The sequence below is a fragment of the Streptomyces subrutilus genome, from assembly GCF_008704535.1.
GTDB classification, from domain to species: Bacteria; Actinomycetota; Actinomycetes; order Streptomycetales; family Streptomycetaceae; genus Streptomyces; species Streptomyces subrutilus.
Window position 1 is genome coordinate 66185 of the sequence record NZ_CP023701.1, and the last position, 24767, is coordinate 90951.

26 protein-coding genes are annotated in these 24767 nt (G+C 74.6%); 16 read left to right on the forward strand and 10 right to left on the reverse strand.

The annotated features are described in order from the left end of the window. Positions 1 to 184 precede the first annotated feature (184 nt). The gene (locus CP968_RS00285; protein ID WP_150516063.1) at positions 185 to 1645 is read left to right on the forward strand and encodes an MFS transporter; all 1461 of its coding nucleotides are present in this window, start codon (positions 185 to 187) and stop codon (positions 1643 to 1645) included. 137 nt (positions 1646 to 1782) lie between these two features. On the opposite strand, the gene CP968_RS35250 is transcribed toward CP968_RS00285, so the two are convergent. Next, positions 1783 to 1908, reverse strand: coding sequence for a hypothetical protein (locus CP968_RS35250; protein WP_268253320.1), 126 nt, complete (start codon positions 1906 to 1908; stop codon positions 1783 to 1785). A 316-nt stretch (positions 1909 to 2224) separates the two neighbouring features. Between CP968_RS35250 and CP968_RS00295 the strand changes: the two genes are divergently transcribed. After that, on the forward strand, positions 2225 to 2695 hold the full coding sequence (locus tag CP968_RS00295) for a phospholipase (RefSeq protein ID WP_150516064.1): 471 nt from the start codon (positions 2225 to 2227) through the stop codon (positions 2693 to 2695). Between the two features lie 28 nt (positions 2696 to 2723). On the opposite strand, the gene CP968_RS00300 is transcribed toward CP968_RS00295, so the two are convergent. The 5 genes from CP968_RS00300 to CP968_RS00320 all read right to left on the reverse strand — a co-directional run bounded on the left by CP968_RS00300 (position 2724) and on the right by CP968_RS00320 (position 8661). Further along, the gene (locus CP968_RS00300) at positions 2724 to 2954 is read right to left on the reverse strand and encodes a hypothetical protein (protein ID WP_189829210.1); all 231 of its coding nucleotides are present in this window, start codon (positions 2952 to 2954) and stop codon (positions 2724 to 2726) included. Positions 2955 to 3086: 132 nt separating this feature from the next. After that, positions 3087 to 4085, reverse strand: coding sequence for a D-alanine--D-alanine ligase family protein (locus tag CP968_RS00305; RefSeq protein ID WP_150516065.1), 999 nt, complete (start codon positions 4083 to 4085; stop codon positions 3087 to 3089). Between the two features lie 126 nt (positions 4086 to 4211). Continuing rightward, positions 4212 to 5924 (reverse strand): glycerol-3-phosphate dehydrogenase/oxidase, encoded by a 1713-nt coding sequence (locus tag CP968_RS00310; protein WP_150516066.1) that lies wholly within the window; start codon positions 5922 to 5924, stop codon positions 4212 to 4214. Positions 5925 to 6180: 256 nt separating this feature from the next. Continuing rightward, positions 6181 to 7698 carry a glycerol kinase GlpK gene (gene glpK / locus CP968_RS00315; RefSeq protein WP_150516067.1) on the reverse strand — a complete coding sequence of 506 codons (1518 nt, stop codon included), beginning with the start codon at positions 7696 to 7698 and terminating at the stop codon, positions 6181 to 6183. 114 nt (positions 7699 to 7812) lie between these two features. Next, positions 7813 to 8661, reverse strand: a complete 849-nt coding sequence (locus CP968_RS00320; protein ID WP_150516068.1) for an MIP/aquaporin family protein — start codon at positions 8659 to 8661, stop codon at positions 7813 to 7815. A 377-nt stretch (positions 8662 to 9038) separates the two neighbouring features. Here CP968_RS00320 and dhaK point away from each other — a divergent pair, with 377 nt between their 5' ends. The 3 genes from dhaK to CP968_RS00335 all read left to right on the forward strand — a co-directional run bounded on the left by dhaK (position 9039) and on the right by CP968_RS00335 (position 11146). Continuing rightward, positions 9039 to 10043 carry a dihydroxyacetone kinase subunit DhaK gene (gene dhaK, locus CP968_RS00325; RefSeq protein ID WP_150516069.1) on the forward strand — a complete coding sequence of 335 codons (1005 nt, stop codon included), beginning with the start codon at positions 9039 to 9041 and terminating at the stop codon, positions 10041 to 10043. Positions 10044 to 10133: 90 nt separating this feature from the next. Then, positions 10134 to 10715, forward strand: coding sequence for a dihydroxyacetone kinase subunit DhaL (gene dhaL, locus CP968_RS00330; RefSeq protein ID WP_373304146.1), 582 nt, complete (start codon positions 10134 to 10136; stop codon positions 10713 to 10715). After that, positions 10712 to 11146: a PTS-dependent dihydroxyacetone kinase phosphotransferase subunit DhaM gene (locus CP968_RS00335; RefSeq protein WP_150516071.1), complete on the forward strand. Its 435-nt coding sequence runs from the start codon at positions 10712 to 10714 to the stop codon at positions 11144 to 11146. The genes dhaL and CP968_RS00335 overlap by 4 nt, the downstream gene beginning before the upstream one ends. A 268-nt stretch (positions 11147 to 11414) precedes the next feature. Here the strand turns inward: CP968_RS00335 and CP968_RS00340 are convergent, their stop codons facing one another. From CP968_RS00340 to CP968_RS00355, 3 genes are all read right to left on the reverse strand, one after another. After that, positions 11415 to 12260 carry an endo alpha-1,4 polygalactosaminidase gene (locus tag CP968_RS00340; protein WP_150516072.1) on the reverse strand — a complete coding sequence of 282 codons (846 nt, stop codon included), beginning with the start codon at positions 12258 to 12260 and terminating at the stop codon, positions 11415 to 11417. Between the two features lie 61 nt (positions 12261 to 12321). Beyond that, positions 12322 to 13779 carry a sensor histidine kinase gene (locus tag CP968_RS00345; RefSeq protein ID WP_189829209.1) on the reverse strand — a complete coding sequence of 486 codons (1458 nt, stop codon included), beginning with the start codon at positions 13777 to 13779 and terminating at the stop codon, positions 12322 to 12324. Next, on the reverse strand, positions 13776 to 14453 hold the full coding sequence (locus CP968_RS00355) for a response regulator transcription factor (RefSeq protein WP_150516073.1): 678 nt from the start codon (positions 14451 to 14453) through the stop codon (positions 13776 to 13778). The genes CP968_RS00345 and CP968_RS00355 overlap by 4 nt, the downstream gene beginning before the upstream one ends. A 561-nt stretch (positions 14454 to 15014) precedes the next feature. Between CP968_RS00355 and CP968_RS00360 the strand changes: the two genes are divergently transcribed. The 8 genes from CP968_RS00360 to CP968_RS00395 all read left to right on the forward strand — a co-directional run bounded on the left by CP968_RS00360 (position 15015) and on the right by CP968_RS00395 (position 21324). Next, complete coding sequence (locus CP968_RS00360; RefSeq protein ID WP_150516074.1) at positions 15015 to 16427, forward strand: family 2B encapsulin nanocompartment shell protein; 1413 nt, start codon at positions 15015 to 15017, stop codon at positions 16425 to 16427. Between the two features lie 289 nt (positions 16428 to 16716). Then, a complete protein-coding gene (locus CP968_RS00365; RefSeq protein WP_150516075.1) occupies positions 16717 to 17988 on the forward strand; it encodes a family 2 encapsulin nanocompartment cargo protein terpene cyclase in 1272 nt (423 codons plus the stop codon). A gap of 3 nt (positions 17989 to 17991) precedes the next feature. After that, a complete protein-coding gene (locus CP968_RS00370; protein WP_150516076.1) occupies positions 17992 to 18885 on the forward strand; it encodes a geranyl diphosphate 2-C-methyltransferase in 894 nt (297 codons plus the stop codon). A gap of 145 nt (positions 18886 to 19030) precedes the next feature. After that, positions 19031 to 19195, forward strand: coding sequence for a 50S ribosomal protein L33 (gene rpmG / locus CP968_RS00375; RefSeq protein WP_150516077.1), 165 nt, complete (start codon positions 19031 to 19033; stop codon positions 19193 to 19195). A 79-nt stretch (positions 19196 to 19274) separates the two neighbouring features. After that, positions 19275 to 19535, forward strand: a complete 261-nt coding sequence (locus CP968_RS00380; RefSeq protein WP_150516078.1) for a type B 50S ribosomal protein L31 — start codon at positions 19275 to 19277, stop codon at positions 19533 to 19535. Between the two features lie 104 nt (positions 19536 to 19639). Beyond that, positions 19640 to 19762 carry a type B 50S ribosomal protein L36 gene (gene ykgO / locus CP968_RS00385; RefSeq protein ID WP_150516079.1) on the forward strand — a complete coding sequence of 41 codons (123 nt, stop codon included), beginning with the start codon at positions 19640 to 19642 and terminating at the stop codon, positions 19760 to 19762. Between the two features lie 101 nt (positions 19763 to 19863). Beyond that, on the forward strand, positions 19864 to 20469 hold the full coding sequence (locus tag CP968_RS00390) for a GOLPH3/VPS74 family protein (RefSeq protein WP_150516080.1): 606 nt from the start codon (positions 19864 to 19866) through the stop codon (positions 20467 to 20469). A gap of 237 nt (positions 20470 to 20706) precedes the next feature. Further along, positions 20707 to 21324 (forward strand): putative glycolipid-binding domain-containing protein, encoded by a 618-nt coding sequence (locus CP968_RS00395; protein ID WP_150516081.1) that lies wholly within the window; start codon positions 20707 to 20709, stop codon positions 21322 to 21324. Here CP968_RS00395 and CP968_RS00400 read toward each other — a convergent pair. Then, on the reverse strand, positions 21305 to 22732 hold the full coding sequence (locus tag CP968_RS00400; RefSeq protein WP_150516082.1) for a DUF2252 domain-containing protein: 1428 nt from the start codon (positions 22730 to 22732) through the stop codon (positions 21305 to 21307). The two genes, CP968_RS00395 and CP968_RS00400, sit on opposite strands and share 20 nt — an antisense overlap. 177 nt (positions 22733 to 22909) lie before the next feature. On the opposite strand from CP968_RS00400, the gene CP968_RS00405 reads away from it, so the two are divergent. The 3 genes from CP968_RS00405 (at position 22910) to CP968_RS00415 (ending at position 24648) form a co-directional block, all read left to right on the forward strand. Next, the gene (locus tag CP968_RS00405) at positions 22910 to 23164 is read left to right on the forward strand and encodes a DUF4404 family protein (protein ID WP_150516083.1); all 255 of its coding nucleotides are present in this window, start codon (positions 22910 to 22912) and stop codon (positions 23162 to 23164) included. A gap of 477 nt (positions 23165 to 23641) precedes the next feature. After that, positions 23642 to 24199, forward strand: coding sequence for a GNAT family N-acetyltransferase (locus tag CP968_RS00410; RefSeq protein WP_229886975.1), 558 nt, complete (start codon positions 23642 to 23644; stop codon positions 24197 to 24199). Continuing rightward, complete coding sequence (locus tag CP968_RS00415; protein ID WP_150516084.1) at positions 24196 to 24648, forward strand: hypothetical protein; 453 nt, start codon at positions 24196 to 24198, stop codon at positions 24646 to 24648. The genes CP968_RS00410 and CP968_RS00415 overlap by 4 nt, the downstream gene beginning before the upstream one ends. Positions 24649 to 24767 lie beyond the last annotated feature (119 nt).

Sequence of the window (24767 nt, forward strand, 5' to 3'; positions counted from 1 at the left end):
CGCGGCGTGAAGTGATAGTTGGCTACTGATTAAGGGGGGTCCCGCTCCGCCGTGCCCGCCCGCCGCTCCCGCTCCCCCGCCGCCCGGCGGGTGGCGTCCTCTCCTCGCTCCGCCCGCCCGTGCCGCCTGCCCGGCCGGGTGAATCAGCCCTACGCCCCTCAGCCCTACGCCCCGAGGAACCCCCATGCCACAGCCGCCCGCGGCTCCCCGTACCGGCAAAGTGATCGCGACCCTGGCCCTCGCGGGGGTCACCGCGGCCGTCATGCAGACCCTGGTCACTCCCCTGCTGGCCGACATGTCGACGATCCTGCACACCTCTTCCTCCAACGCCGCCTGGGTCGTCACCGCCACCCTCCTCGTCGCGGGGGTGTGCGTCCCCATCAGCGGGCGGCTGGGCGACATGCTCGGCAAGCGCCGCATGCTCCTGGCGTGTTCGATACCGCTGATCGGCGGATCCGTGGTGTGCGCGCTGTCGGGCAGCGTCGTCCCGATGATCGTCGGACGCGGCCTGCAGGGCATCGGCATGGGCATGATCCCCCTGGGCATCGCCCTGCTGCGCGACGTGGTCCCCGCCGAGAAGCTCAGCTCCTCCATCGCCCTGGTGAGCGCCTCCATGGGCATCGGCGGCGGCATCGGGCTCCCCGTCGCCGCGGCCGTCGCGCAGTACGCCGACTGGCGCTTCCTGTTCTGGGGGGCGGCCGCGCTGGCCGGCGTCGTCGCCGCCATGATCGTGGCGTTCGTCCCGGAGGTCCCGGCGGCCGCCAGGGGTCAGCGGTTCGACGCCGTCGGGGCGCTGGGGCTGGCCGTGGGCCTGGTGTGCCTGCTGCTCGGGGTGTCCAAGGGCGCGGACTGGGGCTGGGGTTCGCCCGTCGTCCTCGGCCTGCTCGCCGGCGCCGTCGTGGTGCTGGCCGCCTGGGGCTGGTACGAGTGGCGCACCACCGACCCGCTGGTCGACCTGCGCACCACCATCCGTCCGCGGGTCCTGCTGACCAACCTCGCGTCGGTGTTCATCGGCTTCGGCATGTACGCCAGCATGCTGGTGGTCCCGCAACTGCTCCAGTTCCCCGAGGCCACCGGCTACGGCCTGGGGCAGTCGATGCTGGCGGCGGGCCTGTGGATGCTCCCCGGCGGTCTGATGATGATGGTCGTCTCGCCCCTGGGGGGCAGGCTGACCAACGCGCGCGGTCCGAAGGTCACGCTGGTCTGCGGGGCGCTCGTGCTGGCCCTGGGCTACGGCACGGCGCTGCTGCTGTCGGGCACGGCCTTCGGGCTGATGTGCGCCGCGATGGTCATCAACAGCGGTGTCGCCCTCGCCTACGGCGCCATGCCCGCCCTGATCATGGGTGCGGTGCCGCTCGCGGAGACCGGTGCGGCCAACGGCTTCAACACGCTCATGCGGTCCCTGGGCACCTCGGTGGGCGCCGCCGTCGTCGGTGTGGTCCTGGCGCAGATGACCACCACGGTCGGCGGCCACACCTTCACCTCCGAGAACGGCTTCCGCACCGGACTGCTGCTGGGCGGCTGCCTCGCCCTGGTCTCCGCGGCCGTCGCGGCCGCCATCCCCGCCGCCCGGCCGGAGCGGCCGGCGCCGCGGGACCCGGCGGGGCCTGCGGCACAGAGCGCGCACGCGCCTGCGGCCACATAGCGGGCCGGCGGGCCGGGGCCGGCCGCGCCGCCGCGCGGGGCGGTGCGCCGCTCCCCCGCCCGCGGGGTGATCGAAGGCTCGCACCGCAGCGGACGCGGGCGGGCCTTCGGCCTGTGCGGGGCGGGGGTGGCGCGGGGTCAGGCGAGGCCGGCGATCCAGGCGTCGACGGTGGTGACGGCGGCCCGGCCGGGGAAGACCTTCTCGGTCAGGACCCGGTGGACCTCGGCGTCGGCGTCGGCGCAGCCGTCGGTGGATGGCCGCACCGGGGTCCTCCGCGGTGGAGGCCCCCCTCGGGCAGGGCGCCGAAGAGCGGGCCGGACCTGGTCTCGGGGTGGCCGGGGCGGAAGCCGGACGGGGGCTTCTCGGGGGCCGGGGGCGGCGGGACTCGGGGTCCGGTGTTCCTCAACCGCTGCCGGTTTCAAGGGAGATGGGGTTCGGGTACGAGGTACCCGGTTCGGTTCGAGCCGCTGCGGAAAGGGACGGGGGCCCGTTGCGGTGTCCTCGTTCCCTTCTCCGCGGGTGATCCCCGCCGGCGCACGGGAGTCCGCGCGCCGGCCACCCCCCTCCCGGAGGAATGCCATGCGTCGTCGCCTCGTCCCCGTCCTCGCCGCCGCCGCGGCCGCGGTCCTCGCCCTCGCCACGCCCGCGTCCGCCGTCCCCGCGGACAAGCCCCAGGTGCTCAGCGGCTGGACGCAGACCAGCGCGGCCAGCTACGGCTCCTGGGTGGCGGCGCGCGGGAGCCAGGGCAGCTGGTCGGCGTACGGCTTCGACTGGTCGACCGACTACTGCTCCAGCTCGCCCGACAACCCGTTCGGCTTCCCGTTCCAGACGTCCTGCGCCCGCCACGACTTCGGGTACCGCAACTACAAGGCCGCCGGGGCCTTCCCGGCCAACAAGTCCAGGCTGGACGACGCCTTCTACGCGGACCTCAAGCGGGTCTGCGCCCAGTACTCGGGGGCGAAGAAGGTCTCCTGCGACGGGACGGCGTGGACCTACTACCAGGCCGTGAAGGCCCTCGGCGTGTCCCCGGAGAGCTCCCTGGTCGGCTGAGCCGCCGCGGGCGGACGGGCGGCCGGGGTCAGCCCCGCTGCCCGTCCGCCGGCGAGGCCGCCGGCTGCCGCTTGCCGATGACGGCCGGCGCGATGAAGAAGCCGATCTGGCCGATCGCCAGGGTGGGGGTGGCCAGCGCCTTCTCGTCGTAGTGCCCGGCGATGCGCTCTTGCGACTCCCCCGCCTTGCGCGGGAAGGCGGTGCTCAGGACCGTCAGGTAGGTGGTGGCGACGATCTGCCCGGTCTGGCTGGTCGTCATGGCCGTGCTCCTTCGCGGCGGCCCGGTCGGCGTGTTCGGAGCACTGGCGGACGGGCCCGGCCGGATGTGACGGGAATCGGGAACGGGTTTCCCGCGGGGCCGCGGACGCGCGGGCCCGGGGCACGGTGGGGCTCAGCGGGGGCGGGGCGGCGGAGCGGGCAGGCGCAGGCGGGCGGCGGCGGAGGTGATCACCGCGCCGGCGAGGCCCGTGGCGGGGTCCAGGCCGGCCAGGACCGCGGCCCGGTGGGACGCGCCGCCGGCGGGCAGGCCGGGAAGGCCGTTGACCTCCAGCAGGTGCAGCGCGCCGTCGGGTGAGAGGCGGAAGTCGGCGCGGGCGAAGTCGCGCAGCCCCAGGGCGCGGACGGCGGTGCGGGTCAGGGCGCGGGCCCGGTCGGCCAGGGCGGCGGGGAGGGGGGCGGGGACGCGCAGGTGGCTCCAGCGCGCCGGGTCCTGTTTGAGGGTGTAGTCGAAGAGGCCGCCGGGGGCCCGGGTGGCGGGCATGGTGGTCTCGGCGGGGGTCAGGGCGCCGCCGGCGGCCGTGAAGTAGGGGACGGTGATGTCGCGGCCCGGGACGTACTCCTCCACCAGGACCCCGGCCGGGTAGTCCCGGAGCGTCTCCAGGAGGAGGGCGCGTGCGGTCCGGGCCGTGTCGGCGAGGGAGTGCGGGCCGATGCCCTTGGAGCAGGACTCGAAGTTCGGCTTCACGATGACCGGGTACCGCAGGTGCTCCAGCGGGGGGAGGTCCGTCGCGTCGTCGGCGAACACCCAGCCGGGGGTGGGTATGTGACGGGCGCTCAGGACGAGTTTGGTGAGGTGCTTGTCGAGTGCCAGGCCGAGCGCGGCGGGCCCCGACCCCGTGTAGGGCAGGCCCAGTCGCTCGTAGAGGGCCGGGTGGAAGGACTGGCGCCAGGGTCCGGCCCACCCCTCGGCCAGGTTGAACACCAGGTCCGGCCGGGCCGTGCGCAGCAGGTCGAGGGTCTCGTCGAGGGTGCCGCCGACCTCCACGGGCACCGGGTGATGGCCCAGCAGGCCCATGCTCTGCAGCAGTTCGTCCACCTCCGCGCCGGAGGTGAAGCCCCGCTGTCCCTCGTCGTCGCCGCGCCGCAGGTTGTGGGCCAGGGCAATGCGCACGGGAGCCTCCCCCGACCGGGGCCGGGCGTGCCCCGGCCGCCCGGGGACCCTACCCGCGTAACGGGCGCCGCCACCCTGCGCGGGGCGGTTGTCGCGGGGCGGCGGGGCGGGCCGTTCGGGGTCCGGTCAGTGGGTCGGGGTGATGTCGGGGGCGCCCAGGCGGGCCGCGTCCGCGGTGCGGTCGTCGGGTTGCTGCTGGGCTTCGCGTTCGGCGGCGACGCGTTTCGTGTAGTGGTCGACCTCGCGGTCCTGGCGGGCGCGGTCCCAGCCGAGGTGGGGGGCCATCAGTTCGGCGACGGTGCGGGCGGCGTCCACGCCGCGGTCCCAGGACTCGATGGAGATGCGGGTGCGGCGGGCCAGGACGTCCTCCAGGTGGCGGGCTCCCTCGTGGGTGACCGCGTAGACGGCCTCGACGCGCAGGTAGTCGTCGGAGCTGGGCAGCGGTTCGCCGAGCGCGGGGTCGGCCTCGACGAGGGCGAGGAGTTCGTGGACCAGGGAACCGTAGCGGTTGAGGAGGTGCTCGATGCGGGCCACGTGCAGGCCGGAGCGGCGGGCGAGGTGGTGGCGGGAGTTCCACAGGGCCGGGTAGCCGTCGGCGCCGAGCAGCGGGACGCGCTGGGTGGTGCAGTCGGGGACCTTCTCGTCCAGGGCGCGGGCGGCTTCGTCGACGGCGTCCTTGGCCATGACCCGGTAGGTCGTGTACTTGCCGCCGGCGACGACGACGAGGCCGGGGACGGGGTGGGCGACCAGGTGTTCGCGGGAGAGCTTGCTGGTCTCGGCGGCCTCGCCGGACAGCAGGGGGCGCAGGCCGGCGTAGACGCCTTCGACGTCCTCGGGGGCCAGGGGGGTGGCCAGGACGCTGTTGACGTGGTCCAGGAGGTAGCCGACGTCCTGGGAGCTGAGGGCGGGGTGGGCCTTGTCGAGGGTCCAGTCGGTGTCGGTGGTGCCGATGATCCAGTGGCGTCCCCAGGGGATGACGAACAGGACGCTCTTCTCGGTGCGCAGGATCAGTCCGGTGCGGGAGTTGATGCGGTCGCGGGGGACGAGGAGGTGGACGCCCTTGGAGGCGCGGACGTGGAACTGGCCGCGGGTGCCGGCGAGGGCCTGGGTGTCGTCGGTCCACACGCCGGTGGCGTTGATGACCTGCCGGGCGCGGACCCGGGTCTCCTCGCCGGTCTCCAGGTCGGTCAGGACGGCTCCGACGACGCGTTCGCCCTGGCGCAGGAAGCTGCCGACGCGGGTGCGGTTGGCGGCCAGGGCTCCGTACGCGGCGGCCGTGCGGGCCAGGAACATGGTGTGGCGGGCGTCGTCGACCTGGGCGTCCCAGTACTGGATGGCGCCGACCAGGGCGTCGGAGCGCAGGGCGGGGGCTTCGTGCAGGGCGCGGCGTTTGAGGAGGTGGCGGTGGTGGGGCAGGCCGCTGGAGGTGCCGGAGGCGGCGGCCATGGTGTCGTAGAGCAGGACGCCGGCGCCGACGTAGGGGCGTTCCCACAGGCGGTGTTGGAGGGGGTAGAGGAAGGGGACGGGGCGGACCAGGTGGGGGGCGAGGGTCTGGAGGAGGAGGCCGCGTTCCTTGAGGGCTTCGGCGACGAGGCGGAAGTCGAGCATTTCGAGGTAGCGCAGGCCGCCGTGGATGAGTTTGCTGGAGCGGCTGGAGGTGCCCGAGGCCCAGTCGCGGGCTTCGACGAGGCCGGTGCGCAGGCCGCGGGTGGCGGCGTCCAGGGCTGCTCCGGCGCCGACGACGCCGCCTCCGACGACGAGGACGTCGAGTTCGCCCTCGGCCATCCGGGCGAGGGCGCGGGTGCGTGCTTCGGGTGAGAGGGCGGCCGGGTCGGCCATGGTGGTCTCCTCCTCGTTCTCCTCGGTCCTCCCCCTCGGTCCTCCCCCTCGGTCCTTCCGGTTGTCCTCGCTGCCCTCCCCGGTCCTCCCCCTCGGTCCTTGCGGTCCTGCCCGGTCCTCCCGGTCCTCCCGGTTCTCCCGGTCCTCCCGGTCCTTCCGGTTCTCCCCGGTCCTTCCCCGGTCCGCTCGTTCTCCTCGGTGGCGTGTACGGGGTCGCGGGCCGCGGGCGGGCGGGGCCCGGGGCGGCCCGCGGGGGTCAGGCGACCTCGGTCCAGTCGAGGGTGCGTTCCACCGCCTTCTTCCAGCCGGCGTATCCCTCGGCGCGCTGTTCCTCGGACCACTGGGGTTCCCAGCGCTTGGACTCCTGCCAGTGGGTGCGCAGTTCGTCGGTGTCGCGCCAGAAGCCGGTGGCCAGGCCGGCGGCGTAGGCGGCGCCCAGGGCGGTGGTCTCGGCGACGACGGGGCGGCTGACGGGGACGCCCAGGACGTCGGCCTGGATCTGCATGCACAGGTCGTTGGCGGTGACGCCGCCGTCGACCTTGAGGACGTCGAGGTGGACGCCGGAGTCCTGTTCCATGGCCTCGACGACGTCGCGGCTCTGGTAGCAGATGGCTTCCAGCGCGGCTCGGGCCAGGTGGCCGCTGTCGTGGTAGCGGGCGAGGCCGACGATGGCGCCGCGGGCGTCGGAGCGCCAGTACGGGGCGAACAGGCCGGAGAAGGCGGGGACGAAGTAGATGCCGCCGCTGTCCTCGACGGTGCGGGCGAGGCGTTCGCTCTCGGCGGCCTGGCCGATGATCTTCAGCTGGTCGCGGAGCCACTGGATGGCGGAGCCGGTGACGGCGATGGAGCCTTCCAGGGCGTAGACGACGGGCTGGCCGGCGAACTGGTAGGCGACGGTGGTCAGCAGTCCGTGCTGGGAGCGGACCAGTTCGGTGCCGGTGTTCAGGACGAGGAAGTTGCCGGTGCCGTAGGTGTTCTTGGCTTCGCCGGGTGCGTAGCAGACCTGTCCGACGGTGGCGGCCTGCTGGTCGCCGAGGACGCCGGTGATGGGGATGGCGGCGCGCAGGGGGCGGGAGGTGCGGGTCTGGCCGTAGGCGTCGGGGTGGGAGGAGGGGTTGATGGTGGGCAGCATGGCCCGGGGGACGCCGAAGAAGCCGAGGAGTTCCTCGTCCCAGTCGAGGGTTTCGAGGTTCATCAGCATGGTGCGGCTGGCGTTGGTCACGTCGGTGGCGTGCATGCCGCCGTCGGGGCCGCCGGTGAGGTTCCACAGCACCCAGCAGTCGGTGTTGCCGAAGAGGGCGTGGCCCGCTTCGGCGGCTTCGCGGACGCCGTCGACGTTCTCCAGGATCCATTGGATCTTGCCGCCGGAGAAGTAGGTGGCGGGGGGCAGTCCGGCCTTGCGGCGGATGACGTCGCCTTGGCCCGAGCGGTCCAGGGCCGCGGCGATGGAGTCGGTGCGGGTGTCCTGCCAGACGATGGCGTTGTAGTAGGGGCGGCCGGTGCGCGGGTCCCAGACGACGGTGGTCTCGCGCTGGTTGGTGATGCCGATGGCCGCGAGGTCGGACGCGGAGAGGTTTCCGTGCCGGAGGGCGTTTTGCATCACGGAGTTGGTGCGTTCCCAGATCTCGACGGGGTCGTGCTCGACCCATCCGGAGCGGGGGAGGATCTGGGAGTGTTCCAGCTGGTGCTTCGCCACCTCGTTGCCGGCGTGGTCGAAGATCATGAAACGGGTGCTGGTGGTCCCCTGGTCCACTGCGCCGACGAAGTCAGCCATGGTGTGCTGCCTCTCTTGCGGCCCCTTCGGGTCCTGTGGGGGCTCCGGGGCTCCTCGGGCTTGCCGGGTGGGGGTGGAGCGGGCGCGCGGGCCCGCTCCACGGGTGGGGCGCGGTCAGCTCTTGTCCGGGGCCGGGATGCGTCCGGCGGGCTCCGGTTCGGCGGTCGGCAGGAACCGGCCGATGAAGAACTTGTACAGTCCCGCTCCCAGCAGGCCGCCGATCAGCGGGCCGATGATGGGGACCCAGAAGTAGAAGTTCCCGTACTGGTCGCGCCATGCCCCGCCGTAGCCGGTGAGGAAGCTGGCCAGTCGGGGGCCGAAGTCGCGGGCCGGGTTGATGGCGTAGCCGGCGTTGGTGCCCCAGGCCATGCCGATCGCGACGACGATGAGGCCCACGATGAACGGGGCCAGGTTGGCGCCGGGGGGCGTGTTGAGCAGGTCGGTGACCGCCATGATCAACAGGAGCAGGATGGCGGTGCCGATGATCTGGTCGCGCAGGGCTCCCCATTCGGTGACCGGCAGGTTGGGGTTGCCGTTGGCCGGGAGGGTGGAGAAGACGGTCTGCGTCTTGATGGTGTGTCCCGGGTCGGCCTTAGCCAGGGCTTCGGTGTAGTTCCAGCGGACGAGCAGGGCCGCCACGAAGGCGCCGGCCGTCTGGGCCAGCGCGTAGGGGGCCACCTTGCGCCACGGGAAGCCTCTGAACGCGGCCAGGGCGACGGTGACCGCGGGGTTGAGGTGGGCTCCGCTCAGCCTCGCCGCGACGTAGACGCCCAGGGTGACGCCCAGGCCCCAGGCCCAGGCGATGCTGTCGTGGTTTCCGAGGCCGCCCGCCGGGTCCGTGAGGGCTCCGCCGGCGGCCACTTGGGCCACCACGCCGCAACCGAAGAGGATGAGGATCATGGTGCCGGCGAATTCGGCCGAGAGTTCGCCGATCAGCCCCGACCTTTTGAGCCGCTCAGCCATGGATGCCCGCTTCCCGCCGGCCCGGAGACCAGCCGTCGAACTGCCCCGAGTGCTCCACGAAGCAGTTTAATCCCGCACATATCGACCGGCCAGCGTGGTGCGTACGGGGGGTCCGCGCCACGCGCCGGGTGGCGGGAACGGGCGGATCGTGCTGGGGCGGCGGGGGCGGGGCGGCCCGGCGGTGGGCGCGGGGCGCGGGGGGCATCCGTGGCGGATGTCCACGGCGGGGCGGCACACTTGGGCTGTACGGCAGGTCCGGGTCCGGCTGGTCCGGCGGGCGGCCACGGTCGCGGCCGCCGCCCGCCGGCCGCGCTCCCCCGGCCCGGTGGGCTCACCGGGCGCCGCTCCGTCCGCCGGTTCCCTCCGGGAGGTACCCCATGAAGATGCTGATCAACAGTCCGCAGAGCGTGGTCGCCGACGCCCTGCGCGGGATGGCCGCCGCCCACCCCGATCTGGAGGTGGACGTGGAGCAGCGGGTGGTCGTGCGGCGCGGCGCCCGGGAGGGCGGCCGGGTGGGCCTGGTGTCGGGCGGCGGCTCGGGGCACGAGCCGCTGCACGCGGGGTTCGTGGGGTACGGGATGCTGTCGGCCGCGTGTCCCGGGGAGGTGTTCACCTCGCCGGTGCCCGACCAGATGGTGCGGGCGGCCCGGGCCGTGGACTCGGGGCGCGGTGTGCTGTTCGTCGTCAAGAACTACACGGGCGACGTGCTGAACTTCGACATGGCGGCCGAGCTCGCCGAGGAGGACGGCATCCGGGTGGAGCGGGTGCTGGTCAACGACGACGTCGCGGTGACCGACAGCCTGTACACGGCGGGGCGGCGCGGTACGGGGGCCACGCTGTTCGTGGAGAAGGTGGCCGGGGCGGCGGCCGAGGCGGGCGCGTCGTTGGAGGAGGTCGCGGAGGTCGCGCGGCGGGTCAACGCCTCCTCGCGGAGCTTCGGTGTGGCGCTGAGCGCGTGCAGCACCCCCGCGAAGGGCAGTCCGACCTTCGACCTGCCGGACGGCGAGCTGGAGCTCGGGGTCGGGATCCACGGCGAGCCGGGCCGCGAGCGGCGGGCGATGATGCCGGCGCGGGAGATCGCGGAGTTCGCGGTGGGCGCGGTGCTGGAGGACCTGGCGCAGGTCGCTCCGGCCGACGGGCCGGTGCTGGCGCTGGTCAACGGGATGGGGGCGACGCCGCTGTTGGAGCTGTACGGGTTCCACGCGGAGGTGGCGCGGGTGCTGGCGGAGCGGGGCGTGCCGGTGGCGCGGACCCTGGTCGGCAACTACGTCACGTCGCTGGACATGGCGGGCTGTTCGGTGACGCTGTGCCGGGCCGACGAGGAGGTGCTGCGGCTGTGGGACGCGCCCGTGCAGACCAGCGCGCTGCGCTGGGGGCGCTGACCTAGGGTGGCGGGGGCGGGGGACGGCCAGGGTGGTGCGATGCGAGGGCGAGGAGATCCGGTGCGTGACGCAGACTTCTTCCGGCGCTGGATGGTGGCCGCGGCGGCTGCCGTGGAGCGCGAGGCGCAGTGGCTGACCGAGCTCGACTCCCCCATCGGGGACGCCGACCACGGCAGCAACCTGCTGCGCGGGTTCACCGCGGTCCGGGCCGCCCTGGATGCGCAGGATCCGGCCCCTGCCGGGCCGGGGGCGGTGCTGCAGTTGGCCGGGCGGACCCTGATCTCGACGGTCGGCGGTGCCTCGGGGCCGCTGTACGGGACGTTGCTGCGGCGTACGGGCAAGGAGCTCGGGGACGCCGCGGAGGTGTCCGACGAGGAGCTGCGCGCGGCCCTGGACGCGGGGGTGGCGGCCGTGGCCGGGCTGGGCGGGGCCGCGCCGGGCGACAAGACGATGCTGGACGCGCTGGTGCCGGGGGTCGCCGCGCTCGGCACCTCCTACCGGGCGGCCGCGGACGCGGCGGAGGCCGGGGCGCGGGCGACGGTGCCGCTGCAGGCGCGCAAGGGCCGGGCCAGCTATCTGGGCGAGCGGAGCGTGGGGCACCAGGATCCGGGCGCGACCTCGTCGGCGCTGTTGCTGGGGGCGCTGGCGGACGCGGCGGACGGCGCGCCGTGACCGGGCCGCGGCGGGCGGAGGCGGGTACGGGTGCGGGGCAGGTCGGCATCGTGCTGGTGTCGCACAGCGCGGCGGTGGCCGAGTCGGTGGCGGAGCTGGCACGGGGGCTGGCGGCGGGCGGTCCCGTGGTGCCGGTGGCCGCGGCGGGCGGTACCCCCGACGGCGGGCTGGGCACGAGTGCGGAGCGGATCGCGGCGGCGGCGCGGGAGGTGGACCGGGGCGCCGGGGTCGCCCTGCTGGTGGACCTGGGCAGCGCCGTCCTGACGGTCAGGGCGCTGCTGGAGGACGACGAACTGCCGTCCGGATCGCGGCTGGTGGACGCCCCGTTCGTGGAGGGCGCGGTGGCGGCGGTGGTCGCCGCTTCCGCGGGGGCGCCGCTGGCGGAGGTCGAATCGGCGGCCGCGGAGGCGTACGGGTACCGCAAGTCCTGACCCGCGACACCGCGACCCGCGGCACCGTGACACCGCGGTACGGGGGCTGGTGGCGCGAGCTCCGGCGGGCGGGCCGTGCGGGGGCCGATCCCGGCGGCCGCGGGCCCTGCGGTGTGGGCCTGGCGGCGTGAGTGCCGCCGGTGCGGTCCCCGGCGCGGGGGCCGGCGGTGCGGGTGTGCCGGGCCGGTCGCGGGACGGGGTGGCGGGGGGACGGGCCCCGCCGGTGAAGGGGGTGGCGGGGCCCGTCGGTGGAGGGGGCGGGGCCGTGTCAGCAGGCGCGGTAGCGGTAGCCGTCGGTGCCGGCGGCGGAGACGTCGAGGTCCCGCTGGACGATGGCGAGCTTGGAGCCCCAGGCGGAGCAGGCGCGGTCGTAGCCGCCGGACTCGTACTCGATGACGAACACGCGGTTCGCGTACGCCTTGGCGAAGTCCCCGCACTCGTCGTACCGGCCGCATTCCTCGGCCACGGCGAAGTCGAAGCCGATCTTCGTGCGGTCGGGCAGCATCTCGGCGGTGTTCTTCTGGCCGATGGCGAGGCCGGCGGCGTGTGCGCGGTCGGCCAGGAGTGTGGCGAAGGCGACGTTGTTCGCCTTGGTCAGGCGGCCCTTGGAGCGGCTGAAGGAGTCGAGGTTGTCGGGTTCGACGGCCTGGAAGCCGCTGCGGGCGCAGCCGCTGATCCAGTCTCCGACGACCTTGGCGAGGCGGGTGCGCTTGTCGGCCGTCGAGGTGTCCAGGAGGGCCTCGCCCCAGTTCTCGTCGACGACGGGCTGCTGCCTGCCGTCGCGGAGCACCAGGTCGGGGTGGTTCTTCTGCCACCAGCCGAGGGCGTCGGGCTGGGTCTGGAAGGCGTTGACGTAGCAGATGTTGTAGAGGCCCGCGGTGGGCTTGGCGGAGCGGTCGCGGGAGACCGTCTTGACGCCCTTGGGGGGTGTGTACGCCTGTCCGATCTGGTAGTCGAAGGGCGAGTTGGCCGCGGGGAGGCGGGGCGCGGCGCTCTGCCCGGCGGATGCCTGGAAGAACATCAGGCCCGCGCCGAGGGCGCCGGCGACGCCGACGGCGCCGGCCGCGAGGGTGCGCTTGCGGCGCAGGAAGGGGGTTGCTGAGTGTTTCGGCACACGTGCTCCAGTACGAGGGGCGGTCTGGTGTTCGCATCCTGCGTGAGGAGTCGTGAGGAATTCATGAGGGCGGGGCGGCGGGGGGCCGGGCGCGGCGGGCGCGGGCGCGGCGGGCCGGTCGCGGGCCGAGGGCGAGGCGGAAGACCGCGCCGCCGCCGGGGCGGGTGTCCGCGGTGAGGCGGCCGGCGTGGGCGGTGGCGATCTCCGCCACCAGCGACAGGCCGATGCCCGAGCCGCCGCCCGGGGAGCGGAACCGCGAGACCAGCTCGGGCAGGTCGGCCGCGGTGACGCCGGGGCCGCGGTCGGCGACGGCCACGGTGGCGCCGCGGACGGTGACGTGGACCTGGGCGCGGCCCGCGGGGTCGCCGGGGGTGCGGCCGTGGCGCAGGGCGTTGTCGAGGAGGTTGCGCACGGCGATCCGTACGAGGGCCGGGTCCGCGGTGGCGACCGAGGGTTCCAGGGAGGCGGTCAGGGTGTGGGCGCCGGCCGGCAGTTCCTCGCAGATCTGCTCGACGAGCTGGTCCAGGCGCAGCGGTACGGGGCGCAGGGTGTCGGCGGGGTCCTGGAGCCGGCCGCGGGTGAGGACGTTGTCGACGACGTCGGTGAGGCGTTCGGTGGCGCGGCGGATGCGCGGCAGGTGGGGGTCCAGGCCGCGCGGGTCCAGGCCGGCGACGTCCACCGAGCTGCGCATGACGGCGACCGGGGTGCGCAGTTCGTGCGCGGTGTCGGCGAGCATCCGCTCCTGTGCCTCCAGGGCCTGCCAGGCGGGGCGCAGGCTGCGGCCGGAGAGCAGGTGTCCGGTGGCCGCGGCCAGGCAGGTGAGCAGGCCGGAGCCGGTCAGGACGGCGGCGATGAGGCGGTCGTGTTCGGCCACGCGGTGGGCGGGGTCGCCGACGACCACGACCGCGCCTTCCACGGCCCCCGATTCGTCGTGGTGGAAGGGCCGGCCGAGGAGGTAGGCCGGGGCTCCGCGGGCGTCGGTCACCTCCGCCCGTACGGTGTCGTCGCGGGCCATGGCGGAGCGGGCGAGGGCGGTCAGCCGGGTCTCGGCGACCGGGGCGGCGGGGCCCCGGGAGGTGAAGATCCGCTGCAGGGTGCCGTCGGGGGCGGTGTGGACCACGGTGACCTGGGGGCCGTTCTCGGTGGCCTCGTCGTCGTAGAGGCCGTCCAGCTGGATGCCGGTGTCGGTGTAGTAGATCAGCGAGGTGCCGACGGCGGCCCGGCGGCCCATCTCGTCGTATGCGGCGGCGCGCCAGGAGCGTTCGTCGGTGCGGATCACCAACCAGGACAGTGCGCTGACCCCGGCGAGGGTGACGAGGGTGTAGGCGAGGGTGAGGCGCAGTTGGAGGCGGCGCAGCCGCAGGCGGGCGGGTGAGCGGCGGGCGCCGCGCCGGGCGGCGCGCTCGGCGCCGGCCGGGGCGCGGGGGCCGGGCGGGGCGTCGGGGGTGCGGGGGCCGCCGGCGGGGTCGCGGCGGGTGCGGCGGCGGTGGGAGGGCGGGCCGGGGGCGGTGTCCGTCACGGGTGGTCCGGTTCGGCGGAACCGAGGAGGAAGCCGTGGCCGCGTACGGTCCGGATCAGGGCGGGGGCGCCGAGTTTGCGGCGCAGGCCGGCCATGACGGCGTCGACCACGTTGGAGACGGGGTCGGCCATCTCGTCCCAGCAGTGCTCGACCAGTGCGGTGCGGGTGACCACGGTCTCGCGGTGGATGAGCAGGTGGCGCAGGACGGCGTATTCCTTGTGGGTGAGGGTGAGCAGGATGCCGGCGCGGCTGACCTCGCGGCGGGCGGTGTCCATGCGGAGGTCGGCGTGGGCGAGGTGGACGGGGAGCCGTCCGGCGGCCCGGCGGCCGAGGCTGGCGACCCGCATCACCAGTTCCTCCATGGCGAAGGGCTTGGGGAGGTAGTCGTCGGCGCCGGAGCGGAAGCCGTCGACCCGGTCGGGGAGGGTGTCCAGGGCGGTGAGGCAGAGCACGGGGGCGGCCCAGCCGGTGTGGCGGCGGCGTTCCAGGGGGCGCAGGGAGTCGCCGGAGGGCAGCATCCGGTCCAGGACGACGCAGTCGTACGCGGTGAGGTCGAGCAGGATCTCGGCGTCCGGCCAGTCGCCGGCGGAGTCCACCGCGTAGCCGGCGGCCTTGAGCCCGGCCGTGAGGAGGTCCCTGAGGTCCGGTTCGTCCTCGACGAGAAGTACGCGCATGTGCGGTTCGACCTTGGTTTTCGCGTCGGCTGCGGGCAGGCGGGAGGGGGTCGCGCCACGCCGCCACGCGGTGGGGGGCGCGGCCGGAAGCACATCCTAATCAGGCCGGAGAGGAAAGGTTTCTTCTGACCGAGGGGAATGGAGGGGTAAGTTCCGTTTTCCCTCTTCTTCCCTCTTCTTCCCCCTTCCCCCCTCGGAACCGGCGCCCGGCCGGGGCTCTGACGTGGGATCTCCCGGCCCGGGCCCGCGGGCCCGGCGCTCCCCCGGCGCCGGGACGGGCACTCCGGCGGGGGCCCGCGGGGCGCAGCGGGGTGCCTCGGGCGGGTCCGGGCGGGTCCGGGCGGGGTGGCGCGATACCACCGGATCGGGATGCAAACACCTTGTGGGACAAGATCACCGCATCGGGGTAATACCAACGGCTTACCGGATCAATCGGGTGGGGCCGCCACTAGTGTGCTGCTGGATCTGGGCGGATTGCCCGGTATTTCTCTGCCCTTTTCCGTTTTCACCGGTGACGCGGGCGCACGCCGGTCACCGCCCCGACGAAGGAGAGCGTGCCCGATGACCACGGACACCAGCCCGGAAGCCCAGCTGGAGCCGCCCCGGCAGAGCAGCCTGGGCACGGCGGCCGCCCGCAACCTGGCCACCACCACCAAGTCCGCTCCGCAGATGCAGGAGATCACCTCCCGCTGGCTGCTGCGGATGCTTCCCTGGGTGGAGACCAAGGGCGGCACCTACCGGGTGAACCGCCGGCTGACCTACACCGTCGGCGACGGGCGCGTCGAGTTCGTCCAGGACGGCGCCCGGGTCCGGGTGGTGCCGCGCGAGCTCGGCGAACTGGCGCTGCTGCGCGGCTTCGAGGACGAGGGGGTGCTGGCCGCGCTCGCCGGCCGGTGCGTCCAGCGCGACTTCCGCGCGGGCGAGGTGCTGGCGGAGCGCGGCGGGCCCGCCGAGCGGATCCACCTGATCGCCCACGGCCGGGTCGGCCAGACCTCGGTCGGCAAGTACGGCGACGAGATCGCCGTCGCCGTCCTCGCGGACGGCGAGCACTTCGGCGAGCACGCCCTGCTGGACGAGGAGGCGCGCTGGGAGCACACCGCGACCGCCGAGACCGCCGGCACCCTGCTGAGCCTCTCCCGCGCCGACTTCGCCGCCGTGCTGTCGACCGCGCCGCAGCTCCAGGACCACGTACGGCGGTTCGCCGCGCTGCCGCTGCAGCGGCAGAACCGGCACGGCGAGGCCGAGATCGCGATGTCGGCCGGGCACACCGGCGAGCCCGCGCTGCCGGGCACCTTCGTCGACTACGACCTCCACCCGCGCGCGTACGAACTGTCCATCGCGCAGACCGTGCTGCGGGTCCACACGCGGGTCGCCGACCTCTACAACGAGCCGATGAACCAGACCGAGGAGCAACTGCGGCTCACCATCGAGGCGCTGCGCGAGCGCCAGGAGTACGAGCTGATCAACAACCGCGAGTTCGGCCTGCTCCACAACGCCGCCTTCAAGCAGCGGATCCAGACGCACTCGGGTCCCCCCACCCCGGACGACCTCGACGAGCTGCTCTGCCGGCGCCGCGGTTCGAAGTTCTTCCTCGCCCACCCCCGGACCATCGCGGCCGTCGGGCGCGAGTTCAACGCCCGCGGCCTCTACCCGGACCACGTCGACCTCGGCGGGCAGCTGGTCCCGGCCTGGCGCGGGGTCCCCATCCTGCCGTGCAGCAAGATCCCCATCAGCAAGGAGAACACCAGCTCGATCCTGGTGATGCGCACCGGCGAGGACAAGCAGGGCGTCATCGGCCTGCACCAGACCGGCCTGGCCGAGGAGTACGAACCGGGCCTGTCGGTGCGGTTCATGGGCATCGACGAGCAGTCGATCATCTCCTACCTGGTCAGCACCTACTACTCCGCCGCCGTCCTGGTGCCCGACGCGCTCGGCGTGCTGGAGAACGTGCAGATCGCCCGCCGGCACGGCTAGGGCGTCCCTTCCGGATCGTGCCTGACCCGCGCCGCCCGGCACCGCACCTCGCCGCCTTGGCCGAACACCACGTACGTCCAGTACTCCGGCGTCCCGCCGAGGCGCCGATGCACGGCACCGGACGACGCGGGCTCAACCGGCACGATCCGAAAGAGACGACCCAGGCCGCCCGGACCCTCCCCGCCCGGCCGCGCGCCCGGACGGCCCGCCGCCCTCCCGGGGCCCGCCCCCGGCCCGGCGGGTGCGCCCGGGTGCGGGCGGCCCGGCCACTTCCACCAAGGAGCCACGGATGCCCGTTCCCGGGCCTTCCCCCCGGCAGCCGAGCCTGCCCTCCCCCGCGGCCCGTCCCGGGGACCGCGTCCCCGGCCCGGCCGCCGCCCCCGGAGCCCTCGCCGGTGCCTGCGGCAGCGGGACGCCCGTACCGACCGCGGCCTCCGCGCCGCCGCTCGTTCCGGGGCCGCCCGTTCAGGGGGCTGGCGCGGCGCTGGCGCGGCTGCTGCGCGGGCCCAGCGGGCTGGGCACGGCCGGGCTGTCGCTGGTCCGGCGCGCGGAGCCGGCCGCCCCCGCGGAGCCTGCCGCGGCGGGCACCGCGATCCCCGGCCTCTACCACCACCCGGTGCCCGAACCGGACCCCGTACGGGTGGAGGAGGTCAGCCGCAGGATCAAGGCCTGGGCGGTGGAGGAGGTCGAGCTGTACCCGCCGGACTGGGAGGACCAGTTCGACGGGTTCTCCCTGGGCCGCTACATGGTCGCCTGCCATCCGGACGCCCCCGGCGTCGACCACCTGATGATCGCCACCCGGCTGATGGCGGCCGAGAACGCCCTCGACGACTGCTACTGCGAGGACCACGGGGGCTCCCCCGTCGGCCTCGGCGGACGCCTCCTGCTCGCCCACACCGCGCTCGACCCGCTCCACACCACGGCGGAGTACCAGCCGCAGTGGGAGCGCTCGCTGCACGCGGACGCCCCCCGGCGCGCCTACCGCTCGGCCATGGGGTACTTCGTACGGGAGGCCACCCCCGCCCAGGCCGACCGGTACCGGCACGACATGGCCCGGCTGCACCTGGGGTACCTCGCCGAGGCCGCCTGGTCCGAGACCGACCACGTGCCGGAGGTGTGGGAGTACCTGGCGATGCGGCAGTTCAACAACTTCCGTCCCTGCCCCACCATCACCGACACCGTGGGCGGCTACGAGCTGCCGGCGGACCTCCAGGCCCGGCCCGAGGTGCAGCGGGTCATCGCGCTCGCCGGGAACGCCACCACCATCGTCAACGACCTCTACTCGTACACCAAGGAACTCGCCGGCCCCGGCCTGCACCTCAACCTGCCCGTGGTGATCGCCGAACGCGAGGGCCTCCCCGTCCGCGACGCCTACCTGAAGGCGGTCGAGGTCCACAACGACCTCATGCACGCCTTCGAGACCGAGGCCGCCGGGGCTGCGGCCGCCCTGCCCGTGCCGAGCCTGCTGCGCTTCCTGCGGGGCGTGGCCGCGTGGGTCGACGGCAACCACTACTGGCACCAGACCAACACCTACCGCTACAGCCTGCCCGACTTCTGGTAAGAAATGGACCGATCTGTGACCGACACCGAGCTCACCCTGGCCCCCGCCTCCGCGTTCGTGCCCGCCCCGGCGACGCCCTACCAGGGGGACATCGCCCGCTACTGGGACCACGAGGCCAGGCCGGTGAACCTGCGCCTCGGCGACGTCGACGGCCTCTACCACCACCACTACGGCATCGGCGACGTCGACCACGCCGCTCTCGGGGACCCCGGCGACGAGGCGTACGAGAAGAGGCTGATCGCCGAGCTCCACCGGCTGGAGTCCGCCCAGACCGACGTCCTCCTGGACCACCTCGGCCCCATCGGGCCCGGGGACACCCTCGTCGACGCCGGCTGCGGCCGCGGCGGCTCGATGGTCATGGCCCACCAGCGGTTCGGCTGCACGGTCGAGGGCGTCACCCTGTCGGCCAAGCAGGCCGAGTTCGCCAACCGGCGGGCCCGCGAGCTGGACATCGACGGCTCCGTCCGCGCCCGCGTGTGCAACATGCTCGGCACGCCCTTCGAGACGGGACGGGCGGCGGCCTCGTGGAACAACGAGTCGAGCATGTACGTCGACCTGCACGACCTCTTCGCGGAACACTCCCGCGTCCTGGCCGTCGGCGGCCGCTACGTGACCATCACGGGCTGCTGGAACCCCCGGTACGGCCAGCCCTCGAAGTGGGTCTCCCAGATCAACGCGCACTTCGAGTGCAACATCCACTCCCGCCGGGAGTACATGCGGGCCATGGCCGACAACCGGCTCGTCCCGCAGACCGTCGTCGACCTGACGGCCGCGACCCTGCCCTACTGGGAGGCCCGCGCCACGTCCTCGCTGGTCACCGGGATCGAGGAGGCGTTCATCAACTCCTACAAGGACGGCTCGTTCCAGTACCTGCTGATCGCCGCCGACCGCGTCTGACCCCGCACCGCACCGTCCGGGCGGCCACCTCGACGGCCGGCCGCCCGGACGGGAATGCCCGGGGGCTGGCTTCCGTTGCAGAAGTCAGCTGACATGCGCGCGTCACCCGCCGGGGAGCGCGCGGTGTCACCGGAAGGAGCAGCTCGTGGCCCGCAGCACCACCCGTCCCGTCGTCCGGCTGACGTCGACGGCCGGGACCGGCACCACCTACACGACGCGCAAGAACCCCCGCAACGACCCCGACCGGCTCGTGCTGCGCAAGTACGACCCGCTGGCCGGCCGGCACGTCGCGTTCCGGGAGGAGCGCTGAGGGGCGCCGAACCGCCCCGGGCGGCGCCCGGCACGGGCGCACCGCCCACCCGTACACGTGTGACCAGGGAGGAAAGCACATGAGGAAGCACATCCACCCCGTATCGCGCCCCGTCGTCTTCCGTGACCGGGCGGCCGGCACCGCGTTCCTGACGCGGTCGACCGTGGACACGGCCCGGACGGTCGTCTGGGAGGACGGCGCGCTCTACCCGCTGGTCGACGTCGAGGTCTCGGCGGCGAGCCACCCCTTCTTCACGGGCGGCACGCGGGTCGTGGACACCGCCGGCCGCGTGGAGCGCTTCGAGCGCCGCTACGGCCGCCGGGGCCCGTCCCGGGGCTGACGGAGAGGGCCGGCCGGGGGCCGGGGACGGGCAGGGGCCGGCAGGGCCGGCACAGGCGGCAGGACAGGCAGACAGGACGGACAGGACGGGAAGAGGGCAGAGCCGTGAAGGTACGCGCATCCGTGCGCTCGCTGAAGTCCAGGCCCGGAGCGCAGGTGGTCCGCCGGCGGGGCGTGGTCTTCGTCGTCAACCGGAAGAACCCGCGCTTCAAGGCCCGCCAGGGCTGACGGGCACCGCGACACCGCCCCGCCCCCCGACCCGCCGCGGGTCGGGGGGCGGGGCGCGATACTGGGGTTCCGGTGGGCAATGACGTCGAGGGGAGCCGTTCATGACCACGGCGAAGGACCTGTTCATCATCGCGATGGCCCCGCGGCCGGACCGCTCCGTGGGCCAGGGCGACCTGTCGCTGGCGCTCGCGGGAGCCGAGCTGATCGACCTCCTGGGCGCGGGGGCGCTCACCCTGGACGGCGAGCGCATCGTGCCGGGCCCCGGGCCGGCCACCGGCGACCGGCTCCTGGACGGGGCGGCGCGGGCGCTCGACCGGCAGGCCCCGTACGAGCGGATCGAGGACTGGCTGTGGCGCAGGGGCCGCGACCTCGCGGCGCTCTACCAGACGGCCCTGGAGGAGGAGGGGCAGCTGACGCGGGAACGGCACGGCCGCTCGCCCTTCGGCGCCGAGCGCCTGCAGCTGGCCGACTCGCCCGCGCGCGGGCGGGCCCTGGAGCGGTGGGCGGACGGCGATCCCGTGCTGGTGGCCCTCGCCGCGGTCGTGGGGGTCGGCGGCGGGCCGGACGGGGACGCGCCGGTTCCCGAGGACGAGGCGGTGACGGCGGTACTGGCGCTGGTCAACGACGCGGTGATGGAGCTGGAGGCCGTGCGCCAGCGCCGGTCCATCGAGAAGGCGGCGTTCGCCAACCTCTGGCGGGGCCCCTGACGGACGCGGGCGCCCCCGCCCCGCCGTCGCGGCCCCGGCGCTGCCGTGCGGGAGGCGGCCTAGGCCGTCTCTTTCGGATCTTGCCGGGCCCGCGACGCCTGGCACCGTGCCTGGCCGCACTGCCGAGGCGACCACGTACGTCCAGTACGCGAGCGCCCCGGCAGCACGCCCAGGCACGGCACCAGACGCCGCGGGCTCGGCCGACAAGATCCGAAAGAGACGACCTAGGGTGGAGGTGTGAGCGAACGCCACGTGCCGACCTGGGAAGTGACGGCCAGCGGCGGCCTGGAGACCGCCTGGGTGGAGATCGGCCGGGGCCCCGCGGGGCCGGCCGGGCTGCGCGCCCGGGGCAGGGCCGTGGGCACCGACCCGGAGCCGTACTGGCTCTCGTACGCGCTGGAGACCGGCGAGGACCTCGCCACCCGGCGCCTGACGGTGCGGGTCGAGGACGCCTGCCGGGTCCGGGAGCTGGACCTGCGGCGCTCCCCGTCCGGCCGGTGGACGGTCGACGGCCGTCCCCGGCCCGACCTGGAGGGCGCGCTCGACTGCGACCTCGGCCTGTGCCCGCTGACCAACACCATGCCGGTGCTGCGCCACGCCCTGCACCGCCGGCCCGGCGAGCACCGGTTCCTGATGGCCTGGGTGTCCGTCCCCGACCTGACCGTGCGGCCGTCCCGCCAGACGTACACGCACCTGTCCCGCACCCCGTCCGGCGGCGCCCTGGTCCGCTACGCCTCCGGGGACTTCGCCGCCGACGTGGAGTTCGACGCGTACGGCCTGGTCGCCGACTACCCGGAGCTGGCCCGGCGCGGCGACGGCGGGCGGCGCCCGCCGGTCAGGCCGCCACGGCGCTGACGCGGCCGGCGGCGATGGCGGCGGTCAGCGCGCGGTGGTCGCGTTCGTTGCGGTCGGCGTAGGTTTCCGCGAACCGCTGCACCGCCCGGTCGAAGACGTCGCCGCGGCCGAGGTAGGCGGCGATGGCGATGCGGTCCCCGGAGCGGGCGTGGGCCCGGGCCAGGGTGAGCCCGCACAGGTCGGCGAAGACCCGCATGCCGCGCGGTTCCATCTGCGAGGGGTCCAGCACTCCCTTCCAGTCGCGCAACTGGCGTACGTAGAAGTCGCGTTCGCGGCCGTCGATGCCGCGCAGCCGCTGCCAGCCGAGGAAGATGTCCCCGGCCGCCTGCATCAGGCGCTGTCCGGCGACGACCCGTTCGCCCTGCGTGGGGTAGGCGCTCGCGCCGGCGTGCGGGGCGAGGACCGACTCGCCCGCCTCCTTCGCCTGCAGGAGCAGCGGGTCCGCGTCGTCGCGGCCCGTCAGCAGGACGACCCAGCAGCGCATGCCGACGCTGCCGACGCCCACCACCTTGCGGGCCATGTCGATCACGGTGAACTGTTCGAGGAGGTGGCGGCGGTCCGTGGAGAGGCTGTGCCGGTACTGCCGCAGCAGGTCGCCGATCTCCTCCTTGAGCGCGGCGCGCTCCCGGTCGGGCAGCAGGTGGGAGAGCGGCGTGATCAGGCGCGGTACGGCGGCGAACCGGCGTTCCCCGTCGACGACCTCGGTGAGCTTCCCGGCGGCCTGGAGGCTGTCGCGGCCGCGGGCCTTGCGCAGCTCGGTGGAGACGCGCGCGCGGCCGCGGGTGTGCAGGGCTCCGGCGGCCAGGGCGCGCAGCTGGTCCTCGTCGATCCTGGCGTACCAGACGTCGAGGTGGCGCTGGGCGGCGAAGCGGTGCATCTGCTCGCGGTAGGAGCGCACCGCGGACCGTACGATCGCGGCGCGTTCGGAGTCGGTGAAGGAGTTCTCGCGGCCGGCGACGACCAGACTCACGGCGAGCCGTTTGACGTCCCACTCCCAGGGGCCGGGCAGGGTCTCGTCGAAGTCGTTGATGTCGAACAGGAGGTTGCGTTCCGGGGAGCCCAGCAGGCGGAAGTTCATCAGGTGGGCGTCGCCGCACAGTTGGACGCGCAGTCCGGAGTCGGGGGTGCCGGCGAGGTCGCCGGCCATGATCGCGGCGGCGCCGCGGTAGAACCGGAAGGGCGACTGGGCCATCCGTCCGTAGCGGATCGGTACGAGTTCCGGGACCCGGGTCGCCGACTGCTCCTCGATGACGTCGACCGGGTCCGGGCGGGCGGGGGACGGTCCGAACTCCGCGTGGGCGGAGCGCGGCGTCCGCTTGCGGGCGGCCCGGCCGCGGTCGGCGCGTTCCCGGGCCGAGGGCCGGGGCCCGTCGGCGCGGTCCGTCTCGGGTGCCTCGCGCTTCGTCATCGCTGTGAACCCTTCCGGCTGCGGGGCCCCCGCCCTTCAGCATGGCATCCCGGCGGCGGCGCTGCGCTGTGAGCGGGGGCGGGCGGGTGTGGGCGGGCCGCCCGGGGGCAGGGGGTCGGTATATCCGCCCCCGGGGACGAGACCCCGGCGCAGGCGGCGAGCGACGGAGGAGACGCGGTGTCGGACCGGACCACGCACGAACACCTTGAGGCCCTGCGCGAGGAGCTGAGGACGTCGGGCTCCCGCCTCTCCCCGCAGGACCGCGCCCATCTGGAGGCCCTGCTGGAGGACGCGGCCGCGGACGACGCGGCGGCCGATCCCGGGGTCACGCAGTCGCTGAACCACGCCGCGGAACGCTTCGAGGTGGACCATCCGTCCCTGTCGGCCGCGCTGCGCAACATCGGCGTGAGCCTGGCCAACATCGGCATCTGAGACCGCGGCCGCGGCTCGCGCGTGCGGGCGTGCGGGCGTGCGGGCGGTGCACCGGTGCGTACGGGTGGGGGTGCTGCGGCCGCGGGGTGCGGGCCGCGGCCTGAGGACCGCCCGGTGACGCCGTTCCACGGGGGAACGGCGTCGCCGGGGGCCGGGCGGCGCCTGAGTAGCGGGCGCCGGGCGGCTGAGTACGGCGGCGGGTACGGCGGGGGCGGGCGGGGCTGTTCACTGGGGGCATGGACGAGACGAGGGGTCCGGCGGGTCCGGGGGGCGGGGTGCGGCGTACGAGGCCGTGCCGGTGGTGCGGGCGGCCGGTGGCGCAGCCCTGGCCGGTGGTGCGCCGGCTGCACTGTTCGGCCGGGCACTGGTTGCGGGACGTGCGGGCCCATCTGTGGCGCGATCTGTGGAAGGGTCTGTGAGCGCCTGCCCCGGCTGCCCGCCCGGGGCCGGGGCGGCGGGGCGTGTCAGACTGCCCGGATGAGCGTGCTCCCCTCCCCCGCCGGGCCCCCGGTCGCCGTCCGCGCGATGACCGGGGCCGACATCGACGCCGTGGCCGCGGTGCGCGTCGGCGGCTGGCGCCGCGCGTACGCGGGGCTGATGCCGCAGGAGCGTCTCGACGCGCTCGATGCCGCCGCCGACGCGGCGCGGCACCGTGCGCGTCTCGCCGACGCGTCCTCGCAGTCCACCGACCTGGTGGCCCGGGACGCGGACGGCGACGTCGTCGGCTGGGCCTGCTTCGGGCCGGTCCGGGATGCCGGACTCGCGCGCGGCGAGGCCGAGTTGTACGCGCTGTACGTCCGCCCCGATCTCATCGGTACCGGGGTCGGTCGGGCCCTGATGGCGGAGGTGCTGCGGCGGTGCGCGGACCGGCCGGCGCTGCGCCTGTGGGTCGTGGAGGGCAACGTGCTCGGCCGGCGGTTCTACGAGCGTGCCGGTTTCGTCCCCGACGGCGCGGTGTCGTGCGAGGAGATGGCGGGCGCGGTGGTCCGCGAGGTGCGCTACCGGCGTGCCGGTGGGCGGGGGGCGGGGGCGTGAGCCGTCCTTCGCTGCCCACCACGGAGTCGGCGGTGCGCGCCGTGCGCGCGGTGGCGGCGGAGTACGGGCGGGCGGTGGCGGTCGAGGAGGACATCGGCGCGGACCTGACCTCGCGCCGTACGTCGGCGGCCCTGTTCACGGTTCTGGACCCGAACGGTTCGCTGCCGCACGAGGCGTACGTGGAGCTGGGCGGGGTTCCGTCGGTGGGCGTGCGGTTCTTCCCCGAGGACGACGCGCACGTCACGGTCGAGGGGATCGAGTTCCTCGACGTCCCCCGGGAGTCCGTGCCGGCGTTCCTGCGGTCGGTCTACGGCGGACTGGCGTGGGTGCGGGGGCGGTTCTTTCCGCCGGGGCAGTGGCTCGTCGTGCCGCTGCCCGGTGACGAGACCTACCGGGAGCGGGTGGGTGTCGCCCTCACGCCCTGGCTCGCCCGGATCGTGCGCGGCTGACGCGGGCCGCCGGAGGAGTGTCGGGCGGCGCGGGGGGCGGGCGCCTGGTTGAACTCGACGCCGACCCGGCAGGGGACCAGGGCAGGGGCGTGCGGCGGGGCGTCCAGGAGGGTGCGGGC

Coding starts and splice junctions, on each gene's coding strand:
- CP968_RS00285 (WP_150516063.1), top strand. CDS start 185: ATGCCACAGCCGCCCGCGGCTCCCCGTACCGGCAAAGTGATCGCGACC.
- CP968_RS00295 (WP_150516064.1), top strand. CDS start 2,225: ATGCGTCGTCGCCTCGTCCCCGTCCTCGCCGCCGCCGCGGCCGCGGTC.
- CP968_RS00300 (WP_189829210.1), bottom strand. CDS start 2,954: ATGACGACCAGCCAGACCGGGCAGATCGTCGCCACCACCTACCTGACG.
- CP968_RS00310 (WP_150516066.1), bottom strand. CDS start 5,924: ATGGCCGACCCGGCCGCCCTCTCACCCGAAGCACGCACCCGCGCCCTC.
- glpK (WP_150516067.1), bottom strand. CDS start 7,698: ATGGCTGACTTCGTCGGCGCAGTGGACCAGGGGACCACCAGCACCCGT.
- CP968_RS00320 (WP_150516068.1), bottom strand. CDS start 8,661: ATGGCTGAGCGGCTCAAAAGGTCGGGGCTGATCGGCGAACTCTCGGCC.
- dhaK (WP_150516069.1), top strand. CDS start 9,039: ATGAAGATGCTGATCAACAGTCCGCAGAGCGTGGTCGCCGACGCCCTG.
- dhaL (WP_373304146.1), top strand. CDS start 10,134: ATGGTGGCCGCGGCGGCTGCCGTGGAGCGCGAGGCGCAGTGGCTGACC.
- CP968_RS00355 (WP_150516073.1), bottom strand. CDS start 14,453: ATGCGCGTACTTCTCGTCGAGGACGAACCGGACCTCAGGGACCTCCTC.
- CP968_RS00360 (WP_150516074.1), top strand. CDS start 15,015: ATGACCACGGACACCAGCCCGGAAGCCCAGCTGGAGCCGCCCCGGCAG.
- CP968_RS00365 (WP_150516075.1), top strand. CDS start 16,717: ATGCCCGTTCCCGGGCCTTCCCCCCGGCAGCCGAGCCTGCCCTCCCCC.
- CP968_RS00370 (WP_150516076.1), top strand. CDS start 17,992: ATGGACCGATCTGTGACCGACACCGAGCTCACCCTGGCCCCCGCCTCC.
- CP968_RS00380 (WP_150516078.1), top strand. CDS start 19,275: ATGAGGAAGCACATCCACCCCGTATCGCGCCCCGTCGTCTTCCGTGAC.
- CP968_RS00390 (WP_150516080.1), top strand. CDS start 19,864: ATGACCACGGCGAAGGACCTGTTCATCATCGCGATGGCCCCGCGGCCG.
- CP968_RS00400 (WP_150516082.1), bottom strand. CDS start 22,732: ATGACGAAGCGCGAGGCACCCGAGACGGACCGCGCCGACGGGCCCCGG.
- CP968_RS00410 (WP_229886975.1), top strand. CDS start 23,642: ATGAGCGTGCTCCCCTCCCCCGCCGGGCCCCCGGTCGCCGTCCGCGCG.